Source organism: Mesorhizobium waimense, from assembly GCF_003601975.1.
In the GTDB taxonomy this organism is placed as follows: Bacteria; Pseudomonadota; Alphaproteobacteria; order Rhizobiales; family Rhizobiaceae; genus Mesorhizobium; species Mesorhizobium waimense.
The window spans coordinates 1-23,454 of the sequence record NZ_QZWZ01000006.1; the positions used below are offsets into that span (position 1 = coordinate 1).

General features: G+C 64.1%; 23 protein-coding genes. 11 read left to right on the top strand and 12 right to left on the bottom strand.

All coding sequences use genetic code 11. The features are described 5' to 3' along the window. Positions 1-151: 151 nt before the first annotated feature. Both D3227_RS09365 and D3227_RS09370 read left to right on the top strand, forming a co-directional pair. Positions 152-1,528: an aspartate aminotransferase family protein gene (locus tag D3227_RS09365; RefSeq protein ID WP_120013846.1), complete on the top strand. Its 1,377-nt coding sequence runs from the start codon at positions 152-154 to the stop codon at positions 1,526-1,528. Positions 1,529-1,544: 16 nt separating this feature from the next. Then, entirely contained in the window at positions 1,545-2,186 is a 642-nt protein-coding gene (locus D3227_RS09370) for a ThuA domain-containing protein (RefSeq protein ID WP_120014068.1), read from the top strand. 42 nt (positions 2,187-2,228) lie between these two features. On the opposite strand, the gene D3227_RS09375 is transcribed toward D3227_RS09370, so the two are convergent. From D3227_RS09375 to D3227_RS09385, 3 genes are all read right to left on the bottom strand, one after another. Further along, complete coding sequence (locus D3227_RS09375; protein ID WP_120013847.1) at positions 2,229-3,584, bottom strand: glutamine synthetase family protein; 1,356 nt, start codon at positions 3,582-3,584, stop codon at positions 2,229-2,231. A gap of 261 nt (positions 3,585-3,845) precedes the next feature. After that, positions 3,846-4,544: a GntR family transcriptional regulator gene (locus D3227_RS09380; protein ID WP_120013848.1), complete on the bottom strand. Its 699-nt coding sequence runs from the start codon at positions 4,542-4,544 to the stop codon at positions 3,846-3,848. A gap of 214 nt (positions 4,545-4,758) precedes the next feature. After that, positions 4,759-5,571 (bottom strand): LuxR C-terminal-related transcriptional regulator, encoded by an 813-nt coding sequence (locus tag D3227_RS09385; RefSeq protein WP_245451714.1) that lies wholly within the window; start codon positions 5,569-5,571, stop codon positions 4,759-4,761. Positions 5,572-5,685: 114 nt separating this feature from the next. Here D3227_RS09385 and D3227_RS09390 point away from each other — a divergent pair, with 114 nt between their 5' ends. From D3227_RS09390 to D3227_RS09410, 5 genes are read left to right on the top strand one after another with little or no spacing between them, the layout of a single operon-like run. Continuing rightward, positions 5,686-6,822, top strand: coding sequence for an ABC transporter ATP-binding protein (locus D3227_RS09390; RefSeq protein WP_120013850.1), 1,137 nt, complete (start codon positions 5,686-5,688; stop codon positions 6,820-6,822). After that, positions 6,803-7,966 (top strand): ABC transporter substrate-binding protein, encoded by a 1,164-nt coding sequence (locus tag D3227_RS09395; protein WP_120013851.1) that lies wholly within the window; start codon positions 6,803-6,805, stop codon positions 7,964-7,966. Before D3227_RS09390 ends, D3227_RS09395 begins: the two co-directional genes overlap by 20 nt. A 47-nt stretch (positions 7,967-8,013) precedes the next feature. Further along, a complete protein-coding gene (locus D3227_RS09400; protein WP_245451715.1) occupies positions 8,014-8,907 on the top strand; it encodes an ABC transporter permease in 894 nt (297 codons plus the stop codon). Beyond that, the gene (locus D3227_RS09405) at positions 8,907-9,713 is read left to right on the top strand and encodes an ABC transporter permease (protein ID WP_120013852.1); all 807 of its coding nucleotides are present in this window, start codon (positions 8,907-8,909) and stop codon (positions 9,711-9,713) included. Before D3227_RS09400 ends, D3227_RS09405 begins: the two co-directional genes overlap by 1 nt. A gap of 10 nt (positions 9,714-9,723) precedes the next feature. After that, on the top strand, positions 9,724-10,485 hold the full coding sequence (locus D3227_RS09410; protein ID WP_120013853.1) for an SDR family NAD(P)-dependent oxidoreductase: 762 nt from the start codon (positions 9,724-9,726) through the stop codon (positions 10,483-10,485). A gap of 23 nt (positions 10,486-10,508) precedes the next feature. On the opposite strand, the gene D3227_RS09415 is transcribed toward D3227_RS09410, so the two are convergent. From D3227_RS09415 to D3227_RS09455, 9 genes are all read right to left on the bottom strand, one after another. Further along, the gene (locus D3227_RS09415; RefSeq protein ID WP_120013854.1) at positions 10,509-12,017 is read right to left on the bottom strand and encodes an aldehyde dehydrogenase family protein; all 1,509 of its coding nucleotides are present in this window, start codon (positions 12,015-12,017) and stop codon (positions 10,509-10,511) included. Between the two features lie 20 nt (positions 12,018-12,037). After that, positions 12,038-12,382 carry a cupin domain-containing protein gene (locus D3227_RS09420; protein WP_027059488.1) on the bottom strand — a complete coding sequence of 115 codons (345 nt, stop codon included), beginning with the start codon at positions 12,380-12,382 and terminating at the stop codon, positions 12,038-12,040. A 29-nt stretch (positions 12,383-12,411) separates the two neighbouring features. After that, entirely contained in the window at positions 12,412-12,753 is a 342-nt protein-coding gene (locus D3227_RS09425) for a cupin domain-containing protein (protein WP_120013855.1), read from the bottom strand. Between the two features lie 23 nt (positions 12,754-12,776). Further along, on the bottom strand, positions 12,777-13,127 hold the full coding sequence (locus D3227_RS09430; RefSeq protein WP_120013856.1) for a cupin domain-containing protein: 351 nt from the start codon (positions 13,125-13,127) through the stop codon (positions 12,777-12,779). Beyond that, complete coding sequence (locus D3227_RS09435) at positions 13,124-14,398, bottom strand: glycosyltransferase (protein WP_120013857.1); 1,275 nt, start codon at positions 14,396-14,398, stop codon at positions 13,124-13,126. Before D3227_RS09435 ends, D3227_RS09430 begins: the two co-directional genes overlap by 4 nt. Before the next feature lie 16 nt (positions 14,399-14,414). Next, positions 14,415-15,488 (bottom strand): ABC transporter ATP-binding protein, encoded by a 1,074-nt coding sequence (locus tag D3227_RS09440; RefSeq protein WP_120013858.1) that lies wholly within the window; start codon positions 15,486-15,488, stop codon positions 14,415-14,417. Beyond that, positions 15,485-16,279 carry an ABC transporter permease gene (locus tag D3227_RS09445; RefSeq protein ID WP_120014070.1) on the bottom strand — a complete coding sequence of 265 codons (795 nt, stop codon included), beginning with the start codon at positions 16,277-16,279 and terminating at the stop codon, positions 15,485-15,487. Before D3227_RS09445 ends, D3227_RS09440 begins: the two co-directional genes overlap by 4 nt. Further along, the gene (locus D3227_RS09450; protein WP_120013859.1) at positions 16,272-17,114 is read right to left on the bottom strand and encodes an ABC transporter permease; all 843 of its coding nucleotides are present in this window, start codon (positions 17,112-17,114) and stop codon (positions 16,272-16,274) included. The genes D3227_RS09445 and D3227_RS09450 overlap by 8 nt, the downstream gene beginning before the upstream one ends. Before the next feature lie 101 nt (positions 17,115-17,215). Then, positions 17,216-18,280 carry a polyamine ABC transporter substrate-binding protein gene (locus tag D3227_RS09455; protein ID WP_120013860.1) on the bottom strand — a complete coding sequence of 355 codons (1,065 nt, stop codon included), beginning with the start codon at positions 18,278-18,280 and terminating at the stop codon, positions 17,216-17,218. Between the two features lie 227 nt (positions 18,281-18,507). Here D3227_RS09455 and D3227_RS09460 point away from each other — a divergent pair, with 227 nt between their 5' ends. From D3227_RS09460 to D3227_RS09475, 4 genes are read left to right on the top strand one after another with little or no spacing between them, the layout of a single operon-like run. Next, on the top strand, positions 18,508-19,446 hold the full coding sequence (locus D3227_RS09460) for a GntR family transcriptional regulator (RefSeq protein ID WP_120013861.1): 939 nt from the start codon (positions 18,508-18,510) through the stop codon (positions 19,444-19,446). An 11-nt stretch (positions 19,447-19,457) separates the two neighbouring features. Then, entirely contained in the window at positions 19,458-20,741 is a 1,284-nt protein-coding gene (locus tag D3227_RS09465; protein ID WP_120013862.1) for a nucleotide disphospho-sugar-binding domain-containing protein, read from the top strand. A 6-nt stretch (positions 20,742-20,747) separates the two neighbouring features. Further along, positions 20,748-22,133 carry a glutamine synthetase family protein gene (locus tag D3227_RS09470; protein ID WP_120013863.1) on the top strand — a complete coding sequence of 462 codons (1,386 nt, stop codon included), beginning with the start codon at positions 20,748-20,750 and terminating at the stop codon, positions 22,131-22,133. Next, entirely contained in the window at positions 22,133-23,422 is a 1,290-nt protein-coding gene (locus D3227_RS09475) for an NAD(P)/FAD-dependent oxidoreductase (RefSeq protein WP_120013864.1), read from the top strand. The genes D3227_RS09470 and D3227_RS09475 overlap by 1 nt, the downstream gene beginning before the upstream one ends. Positions 23,423-23,454: the final 32 nt, after the last annotated feature.

Sequence of the window (23,454 nt, forward strand, 5' to 3'; positions counted from 1 at the left end):
ACAAGCCTGAGCTGGTCGTGGTGGTAGAAAGCCCTGTATCGTCGGAGCGGCGGCGGCAGATGTTCGAGGCCGTCGACGCCGTGCTGCGCCGCAGCCCCGAAGTCGGCGCCTACAACCAGACTTTCTAAGAACCGTGCAGACAGGAGCCATCATGGACACCAGACCCAATTCCCCTGAAGCTCGTGACATACGCTACCATCTGCATGGCTATACCAACGCCCGCAAACACCAGGAATCGGGCCCGCTCATCATCGAAAAGGGCGATGGCATCTATGTCGAGGACGTGGCCGGCAATCGCTACATCGAAGCGATGGCGGGCTTGTGGAGCGTGGCCGTCGGCTTCTCGGAAAAGCGGCTGGTCGACGCCGCGACCCGGCAGATGTCGAAGCTGCCTTATTATCACGACTTCGGTTCGAAATCGCATTCGCCGCTGGTCGACCTGGCTGAAAAGCTGGTCCAGATGGCGCCGGTCCCGATGAGCAAGGCGTATTTCACCAATTCGGGCTCCGAAGCTAACGACACGGCCATGAAGATGATCTGGTACCGGTCGAATGCGCTCGGCCAGCCGGCGCGCAAGAAGATCATCAGCCGCAAACGCGGCTATCACGGCGTGACGATTGCCGCGGCAAGCCTGACCGGGCTGCCCAACAACCATCTGTCATTCGACCTGCCGATCGCAAACGTGCTCCACACATCGACGCCGCATTACTGGCGCGAGGCCGCGCCGGGCGAAAGCGAAGAACAGTTCTCGAGCCGTCTTGCCGAGGATCTCGAGAAGCTGATCCTTGCCGAGGGACCGGAGACCATCGCCGCCTTCTTCGGCGAGCCGATCATGGGCGCCGGCGGCGTCATCGTTCCGCCTGCCGGCTACTGGGAGAAGATCCAGGCGGTGCTGTCGAAATACGACATCCTGCTCGTGGCCGACGAGGTCATCTGCGGCTTTGGCCGGACAGGCGAGATGTTCGGCTCACAGACCTTCGGCATCGGGCCCGACATCATGGTGCTGTCCAAGCAGATCTCTTCGTCCTACCTGCCGATCTCGGCCCTGCTCATCAATGAGAAGGTGTTCGAGCCGATCGCGGACGAGAGCGACCGCATCGGCACGTTCGGGCATGGTTTCACGGGCGGCGGGCATCCTGTCGCCGCGGCCGTGGCGCTGGAGAATCTCAAGCTGATCGACGAGCGCGACCTTGTCGGCAATGCACGCACGGTCGGTGCGCATCTGCAGGCCCGGTTGCGCAGGCTCGCTTCGCATCCGCTCGTGGGCGAGGTGCGCGGCGTCGGTCTGATCGCCGCCGTTGAGCTGGTCGCCGACAAGGCCGGTAAGGCGCCGTGGGAGAAGCCCGGCGCGCTTGGCGCACTGGTCAACGGATTGCTGCAGCAGAATGGCGTCATCTCGCGCAACATGGGCGACGCGATCGCCTTCTGCCCGCCGCTGATCATTACCGAGGCCCAGGTCGATACGCTGGTCGATGCATTCGAGCGGTCGCTCGCCGCCGCCATGCCACAGGTCCGGCCGCAGGGCTGAGTTGACGGAGATGACTATGCGGCAAGCGCTGATCGTATGGGGCGGCTGGGAAGGACACGAGCCGGGCCAAGGGGCGCGTGCCGTCAAGGCGCTGCTCGAGGAGGAAGGCTTTGGCGTGCGCGTCGAAACCACGACTGCTGCATTCGCCGACCCGGCGCTCGCCGAATTGAGCCTGATCGTGCCGATCTACACGATGTCCAAGCTCACCAAAGACGAGGAACGCAACTTGACGAAGGCGGTGGAAGGCGGCGTCGGCCTCGGCGGCTACCATGGCGGCATGGGCGACGCATTTCGTGAATCGACGGACTACCAGTTCATGTGCGGCGGCCAATGGGTCGCGCACCCCGGCAACATCATCGACTACCGGGTGAACGTCACCAGGCGCAACGATCCGATCATGAGCGGCATCGACGACTTTTCGTACCGCTCGGAGCAGTACTACATGCATGTCGATCCGGCGAACGAGGTGCTGGCGACCACCACCTTTTCCGGCGACCATGCGCCCTGGATCGGCGGCGTCGTCATGCCGGTGGTGTGGAAGCGCCGGCACGGTCAGGGCAAGGTGTTCTATTCGTCGCTCGGGCACGCGGCCGCGGAATTCGAGGTGCCGCAAATGCGGACCATTCTTCGTCGCGGCCTGGCTTGGGCGGCGCGCTGACAGAGTTGGCGCCGCCGCCAAGCTTCCTTGCCGCGGTGCTGATCAGACGCTTTCCAGATAGGTCTCGAGTTCGAAGTCGCTGACATTGAGCGCGAAGGTGTTCAGTTCCTGGCGTTTGCAGGCGATGAAGGAGTCGCGCAGGATCGCCGGGAAGATCTCCGCGACATGCGGCCCGCTCTCGAAGCTGGCGATGGCCGAGGCCCAGTCCGGCGGCAGCCTGGCCGGCTGGCCGCCTTGCCCTTCGCCACGGGTCGGGTCGCCGGGCGACAGTTCTCTTTCGATGCCGACCAGCGCCGCGCCGAGGATGGCGGCCAGCACCAGGTAGGGATTGGCGTCGGCGCCTGAAACGCGATGCTCGATGCGGCGCGCGGCCGACGGTCCGCCGGGAATGCGGATCGCCACCATGCGGTTCTCGTAGCCCCAGGCGACCGCGGTCGGAGCGTAGGACCGCGGACGCAGCCTGCGGTAGGAATTGAAGTGCGGGGCAAACACCAGCGTGCTCTCGGCCATGGCCGCAAGTAGACCGCCTACGGCATGGCGCATAATCTCGGATCCCTGGTCGCTGCCGTCGTCGAAGATGTTGCGGCCATCGGTGTCGATCAGGCTGAAATGGACATGAAAGCCGTTGCCGGCACGGTCGCCATAAGGCTTGGCCATGAAGCAGGCGGCAAAGCCATGCTTGCGGGCGATGCCCTTGACGGTGCGCTTGAACAGCACCGCATCGTCGGCGGCGCGCAGGGCATCGGCGACATGGTTCAGATTGATTTCGAACTGACCGACGCCGTTCTCGGCGATCGCGGTGTCGACGGGAATGCCTTGCATACGGCAGGCATCATAGACGTCGTGGATGAAAGCCTCGAAGTCGTCGATCTCGTCGATCGAAAGGGCTGCATCGGAATCGAGGCGGCGCCCGGTCACCGGCGAGACGGGCCCGACCGGTCGTTGTGACTGCGGGTCGACGAGGTAGAACTCCAGCTCCGTTGCCGCGACCGGCGTCAGGCCGAGCGCCTTGTAGCGGTCGAGGATGCGGGCAAGCGCCCGCCGCGGGTCGCCGAGATAGGGCGTGCCGTTCTCGTCGGCAAGCCAGAGCGGGACAAGCGCTGTCGGATGTGCGGTCCAGTTGACCGGCAGGATGCCGCGTCCGGTCCACTGGCAGAGGCCATAGGCATCGCCGGTCGAGAAAACCAGCGCGTTGCCTTCGATGTCCTCGCCCCAGACGTCGAGGCCGATCAGCGAAAAGGGCATGCGCAGCTTGCCCTCCAGCGCCTTGCGCGCCTGCTCGACGGGAATGCGCTTGCCGCGCATGATACCGTTGAGGTCACACACCGCGGCCCTCAGGCTCTGGATGTCGTTTCTGCTTTCAAGCCAGTTCAAAACGTCCGCAATTGCATCGCCCAATTTCAAACCTCTTGGTTCTTGAAGGTGCCGTAGCCTGGAGCCACGATATCCCTGTTAAAAATAGCTCGTGAGTTTCTGAAGGCGGCCTCGGCTTTGGCCGACGGCGTTTCCTTCATTTTTTCAATTCACTAGCCGGGATGTCGGGCGGCATCTCAAAACCAATTGTGCGATCTGCGATCGCAACATAGAGGTAAGCCGGAGCAAAGCCAAGCGGCATTTGAGCCGCCGGTTCCTCCGGCCTGGATCCCTTTCTAGTTCCGACTAGTTCCGAATTTCCGGAAACTTGGCCTGTCGCAGGATATGCGCTGCGCCTTCGTCGATGTCGCGCATGATGGCAGCGCGTGCGCGCTCCGCGTCCTGGGCCTCGATCGCCGCCACGACCTCCTCGTGGTAGTCGATGTCGAGAATGGAGGCGAGGTCGTCCTCGAATCCCATGCCGAGGTTCCTGAGAAAAGGGCCGACCTGCATCCACACCGTCTCGATCAGGAAGATCATCTGCTCGTTGCCGCAGTGGCGGTAAATGGAGAACTTGAAGGCGTAGTTCTTCCTGAGATAGTCGTCGATATCCCCCTTGCGCGCCGCCATGGTCAGTTCGGCGCAGTGGCGCCGGATGGCCCGCAGATTGTTGCCGTTGATGAGCTTTGTCGCCAGCTCGGTCGCCGAGCCTTCCAGGATCGTTCGCACAGCGGTCAGCTGGGAGAACCGCTCGGCAGAGATGATCGGCACTTCGACGCTGCCATTCGGCATCGGGCTCAGCGCGCGCAGCGCCTGCAGCCGCATGAAGGCGCTGCGCACCGGCATGTCGCTGGTCCCGAGCTCCTTGGCGAGCTTGCGCGAGGTCAGCTTCTGGCCGGGCACGAACTGACCCGACATCAACGCCCGCACGAGCTCCAAATAGACTTTCTCATGCAGGGGGACGGTGTCGACAGCGGTCAATCCGAATTGTGTCTTGTCGGCCATTGGCAATGCGCTACTTCATTCGTTCTGAAATCTACGCAGCTGGCTGTCTTTGCCGCTAGGATATTGGGCCGAACGCGGCGCGGGGCCGAAGCCGGCGGTTTTTCAATCACACGATAGACGGTTCAGCCGCGATGCCGCAAGCCGCGTGATCGCCGCGTCCCCAGTTGCGGCCGGGCTTGGGCCACTGGTCGACGGGGAACGTCAGCCTGTCGGCCTAGCCGATCTGCGCGTCGATGATCTCGACGAAGCGGGCGAAGAGGCCGGCCTGCGACTTGATTTTGAGCTTGCGGTAGATGTTGCGGCGGTGGACCTTTACGGTTCCTGGCACGATCCGCAGCGCCCTGGCGATCGATTCCGTGGAGTGGCCCTGCAGCACCAGGTCGACGACCTGCTTTTCGCGTGAGGTCAGCGACAGGCTTTTCCAGATATGGGCGCGATCGAAGTCGCTGGCGACCGCAGCGTACTCATCGCGCGGCGTCACGGCCGCTTCGTCAGCCGGCAAACCAGGCCAGCGCAGCCTGGCGAGGCTGATCACCGCAGGGGCCATGTCGCGCAGCAGCCTGGCGTCGGCGGTTCCGAACGGACCCGAAGCGCGCAACCGCATCAGCGACAGCACCAGCGCGTCCTTGCCCGGCAGCGGCACGAAGAAGCCGACCTCCTCGGCAAGCCTGGTCTGGCTGTAGTAGGAGCGATAATATTCGCTGGCATAGAAGCGGTCCGGCGCGAGTTCCCGCATCCGCCAGAAACCTTCCTTCCGCTCAACCGCCGCGTGGTGGAACGGGTCGAGCAGATACGGCCCTTCCTGATAAAGCGCGACGAAGACGTGGCTCTCGGCCGGCGAGAATGTCTCGAACAGCAGCGGCGGGCGCGAAGCACCGCGATAGCCGAAGGCCACGCAGTGATCGAAGCCGACGTGGCCGCGCAGCCAGCCGACCATGGCCCTGCCGAAATGGTCGCCGGCCGTCTCGCGCGTCGCCGCGACGACGGCGGCGAGCCCGTTGTATTCATCGCTGCGGGAAACGCCCAATCCATACCCCTCGAAACGATAAAATAGGCTGAGTATACCACCAGCGAGGTATATACTAGCCGCCATTGGCTCTGGTAGCGTTTCGAAATCATCTCGCTGCTGGAGCCCTCGCCTTTGACTGCAGTGCCAGATATCGAGTTTCGCGCGGTCACCAAGCGCTATGGCGCCGTGACGGCGGTCAGCGGCATCGACCTCGCCATCCCGCCGTCGGCCTTCGTCGCGCTGCTCGGGCCGTCGGGCTGCGGCAAGACGACGTGCCTGCGCATGATCGGCGGTTTCGAACAGCCGAGCGAAGGCCAGGTGCTGATCCGCGGCCGCGACATGGCCGGCACGCCGCCCTATCGGCGGCCTGTCAACATGGTGTTCCAGCAATATGCGCTGTTCCCGCATCTCGATGTCGAGGACAACATTGCCTACGGGCTGCGCCAGGCGAGGCCACGGCTGTCGGCGCGCGAGATCACCTCAAGGGCAGGCGAGGCGCTGGCTATGGTGCGGCTGGCCGGCTACGGCCGCCGCAAGATCCACGAGCTTTCCGGCGGCCAGCAGCAGCGCGTTGCGTTGGCACGAGCGCTGGTCAACAAGCCGGCGGTGCTTTTGCTCGACGAGCCGCTGGCGGCGCTCGATAAGAAGCTGCGTACCGACATGCAGATCGAGCTGCAGAACCTGCAGCGCGAAATCGGCATCACTTTCGTGCTCGTCACCCACGACCAGGAGGAAGCGCTGTCGATGAGCGATTTCGTCTGCGTCATGAATGGCGGGCGCATCGTCCAGCTCGGCCAGCCGAGCGAGATCTATGACGAGCCGGCCGATCTCTTCGTCGCCGACTTCGTCGGCAAGACCAATCTTTTGAGCGGCAAGGTCGCGGGACATTCGGGTGAACTTGTCGACGTGACGCTTGCCAACGGCACTGTGATTGCCGCGCGCAAGCGGGTGCCGCTCAGCCGAGGTGACACCGTGTCGGTCAGCCTGCGCCCGGAATCGCTCAGCCTCGGTGCGCCGGGAAGCGGCCGTCTTACGGGCATCGTGCGCAACCGCATCTTCCTAGGCTCGACGGCGGAATACGCGATCGAGGTCCAGGGCATCGGAACGCTGCTCGCCAAGGCCGACCACCTGATCGGCCAGGGCAATCTCTTCAAGCCGGGTGAACCCGTCGCCATCGGCTTTGCCGCCGGAACGCCGCTGGCGTTTCCGGACCCCAAGAACAACGGGACCAACCAGAGGGAAAACCAACATGTCGAAATCCTATCGTGACGGACTGCCGATAAGCCCGGAGAAATTCGTCGATCAACTGATGCGCCTGAAGCGCGGCTCGATCGGCCGCCGCGAATTCCTAGGCCTCACCGGGCTCGGGGTTGCAACGGCGGTAATGGCGCGCGAACTCGGCATCATGCCGACGCCGGCATACGCAGCGGAAAATCTCGGCGACCGCATGTCGATCGCCACCTGGCCGAATTATCACGACCCGGCGACCTTCGAGAGCTTCAAGGCCGAGACGGGCGTCGCCGTGGAGGTCAACGTCTTCGGCTCGAACGAGGAGATGCTGGCCAAGCTGCAGGCCGGCGCTTCCGGCTGGAGCCTGTTCGTGCCGACCAACTACACGATCTCGACCTACAAGAAGCTCGGCATCATCGAAGCGCTCGACATGGCCAAGCTCGCCAATTTCGACGGCACCCAGGAAGACCCGCGCTTCACCTCGGAAGGCACGATCGACGGCGTGACCTACGCGGTGCCGAAGAACTGGGGCACGACGGGATTTTCCATCAACACCAAGAAGCTGACCAAGCCGATGACCAGCTGGAAGGAGTTCTGGGACACGGCCATGGCGGAAGGCGACGGCCGCACCATGGTGCACGACTACCAGCTGACCACGATCGGCAATGCGCTGAAATATTATGGCTACTCGTTCAACTCGCTGAAGCCGGACGAACTCGCCAAGGCCGAGGAATTGCTGCTCAAGGTCAAGCCGCACCTTTTCGCCGTGTCCAGCGATTATCAGCCGTCGATGCGGGCCGGCGATGCCTGGATGACGATGTGCTGGACCAATGACGGAGCACAGCTCAATCGCGGCATCCCGGAGATCGCCTATGTGCTGGGCAAGGAAGGCGGCGAGATCTGGACCGACTTCTACGCCATCCCTAAGGATGCGCCGAACAAGCCGGCCGGCTATGCGCTGCTCAACTATCTGATGAACCCGAAGGTGGCGGTGAAAGAGCACCTGGCCAATGGCGCGCCGTCGACCGATGCTCGGGTCAACGCGCTGCTGCCGAAGGAGGTGCTGGACAATCCGATCCTCTACCCGGCGGCGGACCTGCTGACGCCGCTCGAATTCGGTGCGGCTGCAACGCTCACCGATCCGGGGCGCGCCGAATTGATGGCGCGCTTCAAGTCGGCTTGAGCCGGGCCGACCACAAACCCGATCCAGACAATGCGACCGGCGGGCAAATGTCCGTCGGCCCTGAAGCGGCTTTTTCGATGCGCGGCAATCTCCTTCGCAAAAATCTCCTGACCGCGCTGCTGCTCGCTCCGGCGACGCTGTGGCTGGTGGTGTTCCTGGTGCTGCCGTTCGTCGCCATTGCCATCTTCAGCGTCGGCGAGCGGGCGCCGGAAGGCGGCTACCAGGCCGCTTTCACGCTGGCGCAATATGCCAATCTTCCGGCGCGGGCGACCGCATTCTGGAACACGATGGTGCTGGCGCCCGTCGGCGCGCTTGCCTGTCTGCTCGTTGCCTATCCGGTCGCCTACTACCTCGCCTTGAAGGCGCCGGAGCGCTGGCGGCTGATCCTGCTGGCGCTGGTCGTCATCCCGTTCTGGACCAGCCTTCTGATGCGCACCTATGCCTGGATGTATGTGCTGGGCGGGCGCGGCATTCCGGCGCTGCTTGCGCTTGTCGGCATCGAGGACGTCAGGTTGATCAACACGCCGGGCGCCGTGCTGCTCGGCATCGTCTATGGCTATCTGCCGCTGATGATCCTGCCGATCTATGTCAGCCTCGAACGGCTCGACCGCCGGCTGCTGGAGGCCTCCGCCGATCTGGGTGCTACGCCGCTGTCGACCTTCCTCGGCGTGACGCTCAGGTTGTCGCTGCCAGGCGTGATGACCGGCTTCTCGCTGGTGATGATCTTGCTGCTCGGCGAATATCTGATCCCGACGCTACTTGGTGGCGGCAAGGTGTTCTTCATAGGCAACGCTCTGGTCGACCTGTTCCTGCAGTCGCGCAACTGGCCGTTCGGATCGGCCATCGCCATCACGCTGGTCCTGGTTTCTGTGGTTGTGTTGATTGCCGCCAACCGCATCTCGACCCGGCTTTCGGGCGCGCGCCGGGTGGACCTGATCTGATGCGCGCTTTTGTCGTTGCGGTGTTTGCCTTCCTCTATCTGCCGATCGCGTTGGTGGTCTTGTTCTCGTTCAACGCCGGCCACCACGCCAGCGAACTCACCGGCTTCTCCGTGCAATGGTACGGCAAGGCGCTGTCAAACCCGTTCCTGGTCGAAGCGCTGAAGAACAGCCTGTTCATCGCCACCACCAGCGCCCTGCTGGCGGCGCTGTGCGGCACGGCGGCAGCACTTGGCCTGCAACGGGTCGGCGCGCGGACCCGCGCCGTCTTCGACGCGCTGCTGGGTGCGGCGATCGTCGTGCCAGGTGTCGTCATCGGCATCTCGACGCTGGTGGCGCTCGTCCAGTTGTTCGGGGTCCTCAATCCGTTCCTCGCCGAGCTGTGGCCAAACGACAAGCCGCCACGCCTGGCGCTTGGCTACGGCTCGATCATCGCCGCGCACGGCCTGTTTTCGATGGCGCTGGTGGCGATGATCGTCGGCACGCGGCTTGGCAGCCTCGACCGCAACCTGGTTGAGGCATCGAGCGATCTCTATGCCACGCCGCTGACGACGTTCCGCTCGATCGTGCTGCCGCAGATCATGCCGGCGGTTATCGCCGGCTTCCTGCTCGCCTTCACCTTCTCGTTCGACGATTTCATCGTCGCCTTCTTCGTCGCGGGCGCGCAGACGACCTTGCCGATCTATGTCTTCGCCTCGATCCGGCGCGGAGTGACGCCGGAGATCAACGCCATCGCGACGATCGTGCTCGTCGCCTCGGTCCTGCTCGTAGTGCTTGCCCAGTGGCAATTGCGCCGAAGAAAACACTGAAAGGCGGATCATGATTCTGAGAGATCGCATCGCCGTGGTGACGGGCGCCGGGTCGGGCATCGGGCGCGCCGGCGCCATGATCATGGGCCGGGAAGGGGCGGTGGTGGTGATCGCCGACAGGGACAAGTCAGCCGGCGAAGCAACGGCTTGTGCCGTCCGCGCTGCAGGCGGCCGAGCCGAGGCTGTGGCGACCGATGTCGACGACGATAAGGCAGTCGAGCAGCTGATCAACGGCACACTGGACAGGCACGGTCGCATCGACATATTGCACAACCATGCCGGCATCCAGGTCGGCGGCATGCTGACCGAAGTCGGTACCGACGGCATGGATGCGTCCTGGCGCATCAATGTGCGAGCGCAGTTCCTCGCAGCCAGGACCGTCATGCCGTCGATGATCGCGCAGGGCGGCGGCGTCATCCTCAACACCGCTTCCAATTCCGGCGTGTTCTACGACCGCAAGATGATCGCCTATGCCACCTCGAAGCATGCCGTGGTGGCGATGACCAGGCAGATGTCGCTCGACTATGCAAGGCACAATGTCCGCGTCAACGCGCTCTGCCCGGGCTGGGTCGACACGCCGTTCAACGAGCCGTTCATCGCCCAGATGGGTGGGCGCGAGGCGATCGAGCGCTATGTGCGGACAAAGATCCCGATGGGGCGCTGGGCGAGCGCGGAAGAGATCGCTGAAGCGATCCTGTTCCTGGTCTCGGATCGCTCGTCCTTCATGACCGGCCAGGCGCTGGTGGTCGACGGCGGCGAAAGCATCGGCTGAGCCGTGCTTGCGCGCCGGTCACCTCACACGTGTTTGCGGCCGCCGGTCTCGCGGAACCAGCTGTCGGGATAGGGATACCACCAGCCCTGGATCTCGGGCTTGTGGTCGATGATGACCATCTTGGAGCGGCGGAAGGCGTCGAGCCCCTGGCGGCCGAGTTCACGGCCGAGGCCCGAAGCCTTCCAGCCGCCGAAGGGCAGGGCGTCATTGTCGATCAACGGGTTGTTGACCCAGACCATTCCGGCTTCGAGCCGTTCGGCGGCTTCATGCGCTTCGGCAAGGTCGGTGGTGAACACCGAGGCGCCGAGCCCGAACGGGCTGTCATTGGCAAGCCTGATCGCCTCGTCGAAATCCTTCACCCGGCAGATCGCTGCGACCGGTCCGAAACACTCTTCGCGCACGATCGTCATGTCCGGTGTGACGCCGGTTAGGATCGTCGGCTCGTAGAACCAGCCGACATTGTGCGCCGGCGGAATGCGCCCGCCAGTTACCGCTTTGGCGCCGCAGCGGATGGCATCGTCGACAAGGCGCATGACCTTCGCCCGCGCCGCCTCGCTGACCAGCGGCCCGATCTCGGTCTTGTCCAGCCCGTTGCCGATGCGCAGCGCCCGGGTCCTTTCGGCGAACAGTTCGACGAAGCGGTCATGCACGGAATCGACGACAAAAAAGCGCTCGGCCGAGGTGCAGACCTGGCCGGTGAGGTGGAAGGCGGCGGTGACGCTGCCAGCGGCCGCCACGTCGAGCGGGGCGTGTTCGCTGATGATCAGCGGATCGCTGCCGCCTGCCTCGATGACACAAGGCTTCATGCGCTCCGCGCAGGCCACCGCCACCGCCTTGCCGGCTGCGACCGAGCCGGTGAAGGCGACGGCGTGGGTGCGGTCGGAGGTGATCAGCGCCTGTGCGGTGGCGGCACCGCCGGGCAGGCAGGAGACGAGGCCCTTGGGCAGCGAGCGGAACACGGTCATGTAGTCGAGCGTCGACAGCGTCGTCGCTTCGGCCGGCTTGATGATGCAGGCGTTGCCGGCGGCGAGCGATGCGGCGACGGTCCAGCACATCAGCAGGATCGGAAAATTGTAGGGCATGATGTGGACCGACACGCCATAGGGCTCGAAGCGTGCATATTGGAACGAGCCGGCCTGCGTCGTGCCGGCCACCTTGCCGGCATCGTCGCGCGCCATCTCGGCATAGTAGCGGAAGATCGGCGCGCAATTGGCGATCTCGCCGATGGCTTCGGGATAGGGTTTGCCCATCTCGCGCACCATCAGCTCGGCGCAGCGGGTGAAGTCGGCCGCCTCGATGGCGTTGGCGACGGCATGCAAATGCCTGGCGCGGCTCTTGGCGTCGAGTTTTTTCCACGCGGCTTGCGCTTGCGTCGCTGCGCTGAGCGCGGCGTCGATCTCGCCCTCGGCAACGGCGGCAATGGCGCCGACGGTTTCGAGCGTCGCCGGATCGATCACCGGTTTGTTCGCGCCGGCCATCGGCCGGTAATCCGGATTGACGAAGAAAGCCGGCCGGTCAGCGGAGAAATCCATGGTCGTCCTTTCAGGCCCGCTCAGCGGATCATGTAGACCTTCTTGATCGTCTCATGGACGGTGCAGACGCCCTTCCAGTCCTGCGGGAAGAAGGCCGCCGTGTCCGGCTCGATCTCGATGACCTCGCCGGATTCGTGCACATAGGTGCAACGCCCCTCGAGGAAGTGGCAGAACTCGTCGCGGGTGACGTGGCAGTGCCATTTGCCCGGAGTGCACACCCACAGGCCGCATTCGGAGCGGCCTTCCGGCCCCTTGTAGAGCAGCTTGCCCGAAGTGTGGGATTCGCCTTCGATCATCGTCGGGATGACGCCCCAATCGACGAGGTCGGTGATGGCAAGCGGAGATTGCATGATCGGCGTTGTCATTTCGATTGTCCTTGAAAGTGCTTCGGTGCTCACCGGCACATGAAGGCCTTGGTCAGCGTTTCGGTGATGATGGAGGTGCCGGTCCAGCCGGCGGGGAAGAACACCAGCGTGCCGGCCTCGACCGGTATCTGCTCGCCGTTGTCGCGAACATAGCTGCCGCGCCCGGACAGGAAATGGCAGAACTCGTCGGCAGCGAAGGTAATGTGGCGCGTGCCGGGCGTGCATGACCAAAGGCCGCATTCGCTCGACCCATTCGGGTGCTGGAACAGGATCTTGCCCGATGCGCGCGGCGAGCCGGCGATTGGCGATGCGCTTTCGCCCCAGTCGTCCAGCGCTACCGAGGCGGCGTTCGGCCAATGCGGTGTCGACATGTCGTGATGCTCCCCGTTGCTGTTCAGGCCAGCATGTAGACGTTACGAATGGTCTCATGCACGCTGCATTCGCCTGTCCAGCCGGCAGGGAACATGACCACGGTTCCAGCGGAGACTTCTATCACTTCACCGACATCCGACCTGTAGGTCGCGCGGCCGGCGACGAAATGGCACAATTCGTCGCGCGGGATCGCCAGTCGCCAGCGGCCTGGCGTGCAGACCCAGATGCCCGATTCCGGCTGGTTGTTCGGCCCCTTGTGAACCAGCCTGCCTGTCGAGTGCGAAGCGCTCTCCAGCGCATCCGGCTGCGCGCCCCAGTCGACGAGGTCGGTGCGGGTCGAGGCCTGATGGAGATGGGGTGCGGAGGAGGTCATAGCAGTTTCTCCAGCAACCCAGCCGCTTTCTCCGGCCCGTTCTGCGACTGCATCTGTGCCGATGTCGTCGCCAGCTTCGCCTTCATCGCCGGATCGGTCAGGCAGGTCTCGATCTTGGCGATCAGCTCGGCATCGCTCCAGTCGTAGCGCGGCATGCCAAAGCCGCAACCGATCTCGCCGACGCGGGTGGCGTTGTCGTGACCGTCCCAGACATAGGGCATGATGATGGCCGGCTTGCCGAAATAGAGGCACTCGGTGAACGAGTTGTTGCCGCCATGGTGGATCACCGCATCGACCTGCGGGATGACCGAAGGCTGCGGGAACCAGCTCTCGACGATGACGTTACCGGGCACGTCCGTATACTGGTCCTTGTAGCCGCCGACATTGACCAGCGCGCGGTAGCGGGTCATCCCCAGCGCCGCGATGATGCGCTTCAGCAGGTCGACATCGCCGGCGCCCAGGCTGCCGAAGGAGACATAGAGCAGCGGCCCGTCATTGTTTTTCGCGAAGGTCGGCACGCTGTAGGGCTTTTCCTGCCGCACGCAGCCTTCGAGATACTGGAATTTTGCCGGATCGAGCGGATGGCGACGCTTGAACTTTGCTGCTTCCGGGTAGAGCAGCAGGTTGAGATAGGGCGAGGCTTCGAAGAACTGGCCGATCGGGTAGGGCGCTTCGCCGTTGGCGGTCAGGAACGCGTTGAAGTCGTCATGGATCGGCTTGATGACTGCGTTGAAATGATCGCGGTAGCGCTGATGCCCGGCATGGTCGTTCTCGCCACAGCCGGAGAGATGCGGCGGGATGCCTTCATCCTCGATCTCGTTTTCCGAGCAGGAGATGACGCGCACCCAGGGCTTGCCGTACTGCTTGATCGCCGGGAACAGGATGACGTTGTCGACGCAGATGACATCGGGCTTGATGGCGGTGAGCACGCGCGGCAGATCCTTCTGCGCCCACTTGGCGCTGTCGACGATCGCCGTCCAGCAATCCTTCACATAGTTGTCGACCTGGTCGTAGGGCGATTTGCGGAAGTTCGGGATGTGGCCGTTGATGAAATCCTCCCAGAATTTTGCCATCTGCTCCGGCGGCATCGGCTCGGAGAGGTTCACCGGGTGCGCCTCGAAACCGTAGCCCTTGTAGACGTCGACGAAGCCGGGGTCCGACAGGAACACGGCCTTGTGGCCGCGCGCTTCGACCGCCTGGGCGATGCCGACGGAATTGAGCGCCGGGCCAAAGGCCGCCTCGGGAAAAAACGCGATCGTCTTCTGCGCCATCAAGCTTCTCCTTCAATCACTCTGCGAAAATTCTGACATCGGCGGCGTTCCAGCCGAGCTCGATTGTGTCGCCGGCCGCGACCGGCCGACGGTCGGCGGCATCGGCGGTGACACGCACCAGGAACGGTTTTGGCGAGAGAGCGGTGCGGATATGCAGCTGCAGGTCGAGCCCCTGATAGGCCAGCGCTTCGACCGTGCCGCTAGTCCGGTTGGCCGTCTGAGGCTCAGGGAATAGCCTGATACGTTCCGGCCGCACCGCGGCGACGGCGGATGCGCCAGGCGAAAGCGTTGCGGGAGCCTTGCCGGTGATCCGTGCACCGTTGGCCGCCAGCACGCCATCGGCGGTCGCTTTGCCCGGCACAAAATTCATCACGCCGATGAAGTCGGCGACGAAGCGGTCGGCTGGGTGTTCGTAGACCGCGTGTGGCGTGTCGCATTGCAGCAGCCGGCCATCCTTCAGCACCGCCATGCGGTCGGCCATCACCAGCGACTCCTCCTGGTCATGGGTGACGATGACGAAGGTGATGCCGACCTCGTGCTGCAGGCGCTTCAGTTCGAGCTGCATGGCGCCGCGCAGCTTCTTGTCGAGCGCGCCGAGCGGTTCGTCGAGCAGCAGCAGGCGCGGCCGCTTCACCAGCGCCCGGGCGAGCGCGACGCGCTGCTTCTGGCCGCCCGACAATTGCTCCGGCTTGCGGTCGGCGAAGGGGACAAGTTCGGTCGTCGCCAGGATGGCGTCGACGCGGGAGCGGATTTCTTTTGCCGGCAAACGCTCCATTTCCAGGCCGTAGGAAACATTGGCCCTGACGCTCATATGCGGAAACAGCGCATAGGACTGGAACATCAGATTGACCGGCCGCTTGTTGGGCGGGATCCGTGCGATGTCGCGTCCGTCGAGCAGGATGCGCCCGTCATTGGGCGTCTCGAAGCCGGCCAGCATGCGCAACAGCGTGGTCTTGCCGCAGCCCGAGGGTCCGAGCAGAGCGAAGAATTCGTTCTCGCGGATGTCGAGCGAAATGCCGTCGACGGCGGTCACCCGGCCGAAATTCTTCGACACATGATCGATGGCCAACAGCGTGCGCGGTTCGCTCATTGGCCGATCACCCCGCGGTTGAGCCGCTGCGACAGGGTCAGCGCGGTGATGCTGACCGCCATGACGATGGTCGCCAGTGCGTTGATCTCGGGCGTGATGCCGAAACGGATCATCGCATAGATTTGCATCGGCAACGTGGTCGAGGCGCGCCCGGCGCCAGCGGTGAAGAAGGCGATGATGAACTCGTCGACCGAGAGCGTGAAGGCGAGCAGCGCGCCGGCGATCACTGCCGGCAGGATAACCGGTAATGTTACGCGCCTGAAGGTGGTAAGCGCCGAGGCGCCGAGATCGGCCGAGGCCTCGACGATCGACCAGTCAAAGCTCTTCAGCCGGGCGCGCACCACCGAGCAGACGAAGGCGAGGTTGAAGACGACATGGGCAAGGATGATGGTGTGCAGGCCCATGGTGAGGTTGAGCATCGAGAAGAACGAGAGCAGCGCGATGGCCAGCACGATGTCGGGGATGATCATCGGCGCAAAGATCAACGCCTCGAGGCCCTTGCCATACTGCCGGCGCATCTCGACGCCGATCGCCAGCAGCGTGCCGAGCAGTGTGGCGATGACGGTCGAGACCAGCGCCACGATCAGCGTGTTGAGGGCAGCCTGCAGGATCGCCGCATTGCCGGCCAGCGAGGCATACCATTTCAGCGAAAAGCCCGACCATGCCGTCGGCAGTCCGCCTGCGTTGAAGGAGAGCGCGACCAGCACGGCGATCGGGATGTAGAGGAAGGCGAAGACGAGCGACAGCACGAGCCAGAGCGCGCGCCGCGTGCCGGGGGAACGCTCAGCCATTGGCGCCGCCTTTGGCTTCGGCCGCACGGCCGGCGGCGCGATCGGCGAGCAGTGCCTGCGTCATAAGCACCAGCAGCATGATGGCAATCAGCGCCATGGCGAGCGCGGCGCCGAAGGGCCAGTCGTTGGCGGTCAGGAACTGGTCGTAGACGAGATTGCCGATCATCTGGAAGCGGCCGCCGCCGAGCAGCGCCGGCGTGACGAAATTGCCGATAGATAGCACGAAGACGAAGACCGCGCCGGCGGCGATGCCGGGCACCGTCAGTGGCAGGATAACCCGCCGAAATGTGGTGAGGGCGGACGCGCCCAGGTCGCGCGATGCCTCGGCAAGTTCGGGGTTGAGCCGTGACAGCGGCGCGTAGCAGGCAAGTATGACGAAGGGTAGGTAGTTGTAGACCAGGCCGGCAATGACGGCGCCTTCGGTGTAGAGCATAGACGGCGGCTCGCCGGTGTAGCCGAACCAGCGCAACAACTGGGTGATTAGGCCCTCGCGGTTGAGCAGGACGATCCAGGCATAGGTGCGGATCAGGTAGTTGGACCAGAACGGCAGCACGGCGAAAAACAGGAACACTGGCTGCAGCCGGCGGGGGGCGGCCGATATGGCGTAGGCGGCGGCATAGCCGATGATGACGGCGATGAGCGTGGCCGTGCCGGCGATGCGCGCCGAATTGAGGAAGATGCCGGCATAGAGCGGGTCGAACACCAGCCCGAAATTCTCCAGCGTGAAGGTGTATTCGATGCCGCCATAGATGCCGCGCCGGAAGAAGGCGAGCGCCAGTACCAGCGCGCATGGCACCACCATCAGGGCGGTCAGCCAGGCCAGCGCCGGCGCCATCAGCAAGGAGGAGCGAAGTCTAGTTGGGGACACGTTTGCGAACCGCGTTCGGCGACCGACGGCGGATGCCCGCCGTCGGTCGTGATCCAGTTTGATGCCGCTTACTGCGCGGCCTTGATCTCGCTGACGATCTTCGAATAGTCGCGCTGGGCGTCGCCGACGTCGCGCAGCTGTTCGAACTTGACGAGGTCAGCCACCGGCATCGCCATGTTGGGGAATTTCGCCAGGAAGTCGGCCGGCAGGCTTTCCATCGCCGGCTTGTTCGGCACCTTGTAGTCGATGTTCTGAGCCGCCCAGGCGTGGTTCTTGGCGTCGAGCATGAAGTTGATGAACTGGAAGGCGGCGTCCTTGTTGGCAGAGGCCTTCATCACCACCATCGTGTCAACCCAGAGGTCCGACCCTTCCTTCGGGATGACGTATTTGATCTCGGGGTTTTCGGCGATGCCATAGTTGCACCAGCCGTCCCAGGCCTGCACCAGCAGCGCCTCGCCGGACACCAGCTTGGAATAGAAGGTGGTGTCGTCATAGGCGAGCAAGGTCTTCTTGGCCGAGATCAGCAGGTCCTTGACCTCAGCGAGCTTGGCCGGATCGGTTTCGTTGACCGAAAAGCCCTTGTTGAGCTGGCCGGCGGCCAGCAGCCAGCGGTCGGTCGCCAGCATGGTGGTCTTGCCCTTGAGATCATCGGACGGGGCGAGCAGATCGCTCCAGCTGGTCGGCGCAACCTTCACCAGATCCGAGCGGTAGCAGAGACCGGTGGTGCCCCAGGTGTAGGGCACGGAAAAGGCGTTGCCCACATCGTGCGGCAGCTTGGCCGCTTCCGGATAGAGGTTGGCGAGGTTGGGGACCTTGGCATGGTCGATCGGCTCGGCCAGGCCGAGCTTGTTCAGCACCTCGGCGAAGGGCGAGGAGACGAAGACCACGTCATAGCCCTTGCCGCCGGAGGCGACGAGCTTGCCCATGATCTCCTCATTGGTGGCATGCACCACGACCTCGCCGGAAACGCCGGTCGCGGTCTTGAAGGCGGCCATGGCATCAGGCGCCATGTAGCCGTCCCAGTTTGAGATGACGAGATCGGCGGCCGCAGCCGGCGCCGAGAGCGCCAGCGCGAGGCCAAGCGCGATTGAAGACATTGTGAACGAACGGTGCCGTAAGGCGGTGGCGGTCATGACAGACTCCCATTCCGGTTGATCGTCGAATTCGTTGTCGGATCGGCGTTCGCGGTTCTGCCGCAGCCTCGATCCTGTTCCCCGGTCTTTTTGTTGCCGATTGCAGTGACAGTACTATTGCAGAAAAAAGTACGTCAATCCATAATTTGACAGGCCGCCATGGAATCTGGCCGATTGCGTCCGCGATCGGCCCATCATGGCGGTCGCGCCCGTTCACGAGAATTGTCATGCAAGCGGCAGCCAGGCGACCTCGCACCAACCACCTCGATCTCGCGCAGCGCATCCTGGATGTCGCCCGGCAGCGCGGCTTTGCCCCCGGCGCCCATCTGCCCGAGCAGCAGATTGCTTCGTTGTGCAACGTTTCGCGTACACCGGTGCGGGCAGCTCTGCGCCTGCTCACCGAACAGGGCGTGGTGCGCTGGGAGGCCGCCACCGGTTATCGTCTGGCGGCCGACCTGACGGCGCAGGCGGCTGTTGCCGCCGATCTGCCTGCTACGGCTGAGGACGAACTGGCCGAGGCGATCCTGCGCGATCGCTCGGCTCGGCGGTTGGACCAGACGGTGACCGTCGTCGGCTTGATGCGGCGCTATGAAGCTGAACGCAAGACGGTACTAAAAGCGCTTCAGAGACTGACCGAGGAGAATCTCGTCGACCGCGCGCCGGGCCAATCCTGGCTGTTTCGCCGCGCGCCTGACGATCCGGAGGCACAGGGCGAGAGCTACGAGTTTCGCCTGCTGCTGGAGCCCGCCGCGATACTGACACCGGGCTTCCGGCTGGACGGGGCGCGCGCGGCAGCACTGCGCCAGGGCATGGAAGCACTGGCAATGCTAGCGGATGCGGCGTTCGACACCAGGGAGTTCCAGCGGCTGGACATCGAATTCCACGACATGATCGCCGATGGTTCCGCCAACCGCTTCGTTGCCGACGCGCTGTCGGATCATCTCAGGCTGCGCCGGCTGCCAGGAACCTATGCGGGCGTCAACGTCTTCCGGCTGAAACAGTCGCTGCGCGAACACCTCACCTTACTCGACCATCTGGAAAGCCGGCAGTATGAGGTTGCCGCCGACCTGTTGCGCGTGCATCTGAGGCTGTCGCGCAGCCAGCGGCCGCAGGCGGCCAGTCGCGGCGCGCCCGCGCTGTTCGGCATGATCAGCCGGCCGGATTGACGAGGATCATTTTGACGCGCAAAGCCAGCCCGACCATCGCGCTGTTTGCCGAAGCAAGCTTCGGCGCGGCGCTGAATTGTGTCGGTATCGCGCAGGCGTTGCGCGCACGCGGCGCGCGGCCTGTGTTCATCTGCCATGCCGGGTTTTCCGGTGTCTTTGCCGATTACGGTTTTCAGGAATACCAGCTGCCGACCGACGATCCGCTGAGCGACAGCGAGCGGCAGAGCTACTGGCAGGCTTTCGTGCGCCGGCATCTGCCGCATTTCCGGCTGAGCCCGATCGACCAGCTCGAAACCTATGTCGCCCCGACATGGCAGGCCATCGTCGACACCGCGGTCAATGCCGAAGCGCCGCTGCGCCAATTGCTGGCGCGGCTAAAGCCGGAGGCCGTCGTGCTCGACAACGTTATCATGTTTCCGGCTCTGGCCGGCGCCGGCTGTCCCTGGGTGCGCGTCGTCTCCTGCGCCGAGACCGAGCTGCCCGACGCGGACGTGCCGCCCTATCTGTCCGGCCTTGCCGCCGACGATCCAAGCCGCGAGGCCTTCGAGGCGCGCTACCTCTCTGCCGTTGCGCCGGCGCATGAGCGGTTCAACCGGCTGCGCGCTGATGCGGGTCTGGCGCCACTGCCGAAGGGCCTGTTCCTGGAGGCGTCGCCCGATCTCAATTTGCTACTGACGCCGACCATCGTGCGCCGCGAGCGTGCCACGCCGCTCGACCCCGAGCGCTTCATTTATCTCGAAGGCTGCGTGCGCTCGGAAGGGCCGTTCGAGGTGCCGGTCTTCCCGCGCAACGGCGGACCGCTGGTCTATGTCAGCTTCGGCAGCCTCGGCGCCATGGATGTCGGGCTGATCCAGCGCATGCTTGCCGTGTTCGACAGGTTGCCGGCGCGCTTCATCGTCAATGTCGGCGGCCTGCGCGATGCCTATCGCGCGGTGCCCGACAATGTCTATCTCGATGCCTGGTTCCCGCAGCCATCGGTAGTGGCGAAGTCAGACCTTTTCATCCACCATGGCGGCAACAACAGCTTTTGCGAGGCGCTGCGCTTCGGCGTGCCGTCGCTGATCATGCCCTATTGCTGGGACGGGCACGACAACGCGCGACGCGCCGGCGAGACCGGTGTCGGCGATCATATCGGCCGTGACGGATGGACCGAAGGAGTATTGGAGAGAGCCATTCTCGGCCTGTTGGCCGATGATGCGATGCGCGCCCGCCTGAAGGAAAATGCAGCGCAAATGGCGCTGAAACCCGGAACGGACGTGGCTGCCGAAGCGATCCTCTCTCTGATACGGACATGAACCGAAATGCCTGACAATCACTCAACCATCACGTCGCCTTTGAGCGGCACCAACGATCCAAAAAGCTGGCTGGCCGCGCAGGCGATCAGCGAAGTCGAGTGCCTGGTGCCCGACTTGAATGGCGTCCTGCGCGGCAAGGCCTTGCCGGTGGCAAAATTCCTCAAGGCGCTGGAGGACCGTGCGCTCTATCTGCCGAGCAGCGCCTTCCTGGTCAGCATCGATGGCCGCTATTCCGGCTCGATCGACGAGGGTTTTGCTTATTCGGACCCGGACATGCGCATGGTGCCGGATGTTTCCACGCTGTGCCTGGCGCCCGGTGTTGGCGCGGGCAAAGCGTATGTCTTTGCCGATGCCTTCCACATGGATGACCGTCCATGGATGGCCTCGCCGCGTCATGTCTTGCGGGCGGTGCTCGATCTCTATCGCCAGCGTGGCTGGCGGGCGGTGGTGGCGCCGGAGCTCGAATTTTATCTGACCGCGCCCAATCCCGATCCCGACCGTCCCTTGACCGCACCGGTCGGTGGCAATGGCCGCGCTGAAACCGTGCAGCATCCCTATGACATGGCCGCACTGGAGGAGTTCGAGCCGGTGATCCGGCGCGTCTACGATTACGCGGCGGCGGCAGGACTGCCGCTCGATACGCTGATCCATGAATCCGGCACCGCGCAGCTCGAGATCAATTTCCTGCACGGCGATGCCCTGCCGCTCGCCGACAAGGTGCTGCTGTTCAAAAGGATGACGCGGCAAGCCGCGCGGCAGTGCGGCATGCATGCCACCTTCATGGCCAAGCCGATCGCGGCTCAGGCCGGTAGTTCGATGCATCTGCACATGTCGGTCATCGACGAGGCCGGCAATACACTGTTTGCCAGCGCCGATGATGCCGATACCGAAATGTTCGGCCACTTCATCGGAGGGCTGCAGAAATATGTCCCCGAGATCATGCCGCTGTTTGCGCCGAACGTGAATTCGTACCGACGCATCCGTCCGAACCACAGCGCGCCGGCCAACATCGAGTGGTCGCACGACAATCGTTCTTGTGGTTTGCGCGTGCCGGCCGGCGGACGGGGGGCGCGGCGCATAGAAAACCGGCTGCCCGGCGCCGATGCCAACCCCTACCTCGCCATCGCCGGCTCGCTGCTGGCGGGCTATCTCGGAGTCGAGGAGAAGATCGCGCGTTCATCCGAGGCATCGGGCAATGCGTACAAGATCAAGAGCACGCTGCCGAAAACCATGGAGGAAGCGCTCGACCGGTTCACCGCTTGCGATCCGGTGCGGGGGCTGCTCGGCGAGGACTTCTTCCAGTCCTATCTGCGCGTCAAGAGCGTCGAGCTCGACCTGTTCCAGAGCGTGGTTACGTCCTGGGAACGCGACCACCTGCTACTCAAGGTGTAATGATGGGATTCAATTCCGGCCTGGATATCGGCAAATCCTATTATGTCGCGACCGCCAACCCGGCGCCGGATTATCCGGCCCTGCAAGGTGAGGTCGACGCCGACCTGGTGGTCGTCGGCGGCGGCTGCACAGGCCTTTCCGCCGCTCTTCACGCGGCAGAGCGTGGGCTGAAAGTGCTGCTGCTCGAAGGCGGCAAGATTGGCTGGGGGGCATCGGGCCGCAATGGCGGCCAGATGATCCCCGGCCTGCGCAAGGGTGCCAAAGGGCTGGTCAAGCTCTACGGGCCCCAACGGGCAAAGGTGCTGTTCGATCTCGCTTTCGAAGCACGTGGACTGGTGCTGGATATCATCGAGCGTCACACCATCGATTGTGATCTGAGACTGACCGGCCATCTGGTTGGCGCGGTCAACGGCTCCGATCTCAAAGACCTCGAGGAAGAGGCCGAGTGCCTGGCCACGGCGATGAAATTTCGTGACGTCGAGATTTTGTCGGCGGCGGAAGCGCGCGCCAAGGTCGACACGCCCTATCATGGCGCGATGTACGAGCCGCTTGGTGGCCACATGCACCCGCTGAATTATACGCTCGGGCTCGCCCGCGCCGCGGCTGCGGCCGGCGTCACGATCCATGAGAATTCGGTTGCCGTGCGGCTGGACCGGGAGCCGTCCATCCGGGTCTCGACATCAAAGGGTTCGGTCCGGGCAAAACATGTCGTGCTGGCCGGAGATGCGCTGCTGCATGGGCTCGAGCCGCGCGTTAACAGCCGCATCATGCCGGTCGGCAACTACATCGTCGCCACCGAGCCGCTCGAGGGCAAACGCAATGTCATCCCGGCCAATGTCGCGGTGTCCGATACGCGCTTCGTCGTCAATTACTATCGGATGTCGGCGGATGGACGCCTGCTGTTCGGCGGTGGCGAACGCTACACGCCGTCGCCGCCGGCCGACATTGCCGGCTTCGTGCGGCTGCATATGGAAAAGACCTTTCCGCAACTCAGCGGCTGCCGCATCGATCATGCCTGGGGCGGGCTTGTGTCGGTGACGACCTCGCGGCTGCCGCATGTCGGACATTATGGCGAGGTCTATTTCGCGCATGGCTATTCCGGCAAGGGCGTCATCCTGTCGACGCTGTCGGGCAAGCTGCTGGCCGAGGCGATCACCGGCGATTCCTCGCGGCTCGACCTGTTCTCGATGCTCACCCCGCTGCCGTTCCCGGGTGGAACGGCACTGCGCGGTCCGCTCTATGTCCTTGGCATGCTCTGGTACGCGATGCGGGACCGCATCAAGCACTGAGCCTTCGTGGTGGCCGGCGCGGCAGACGCTGC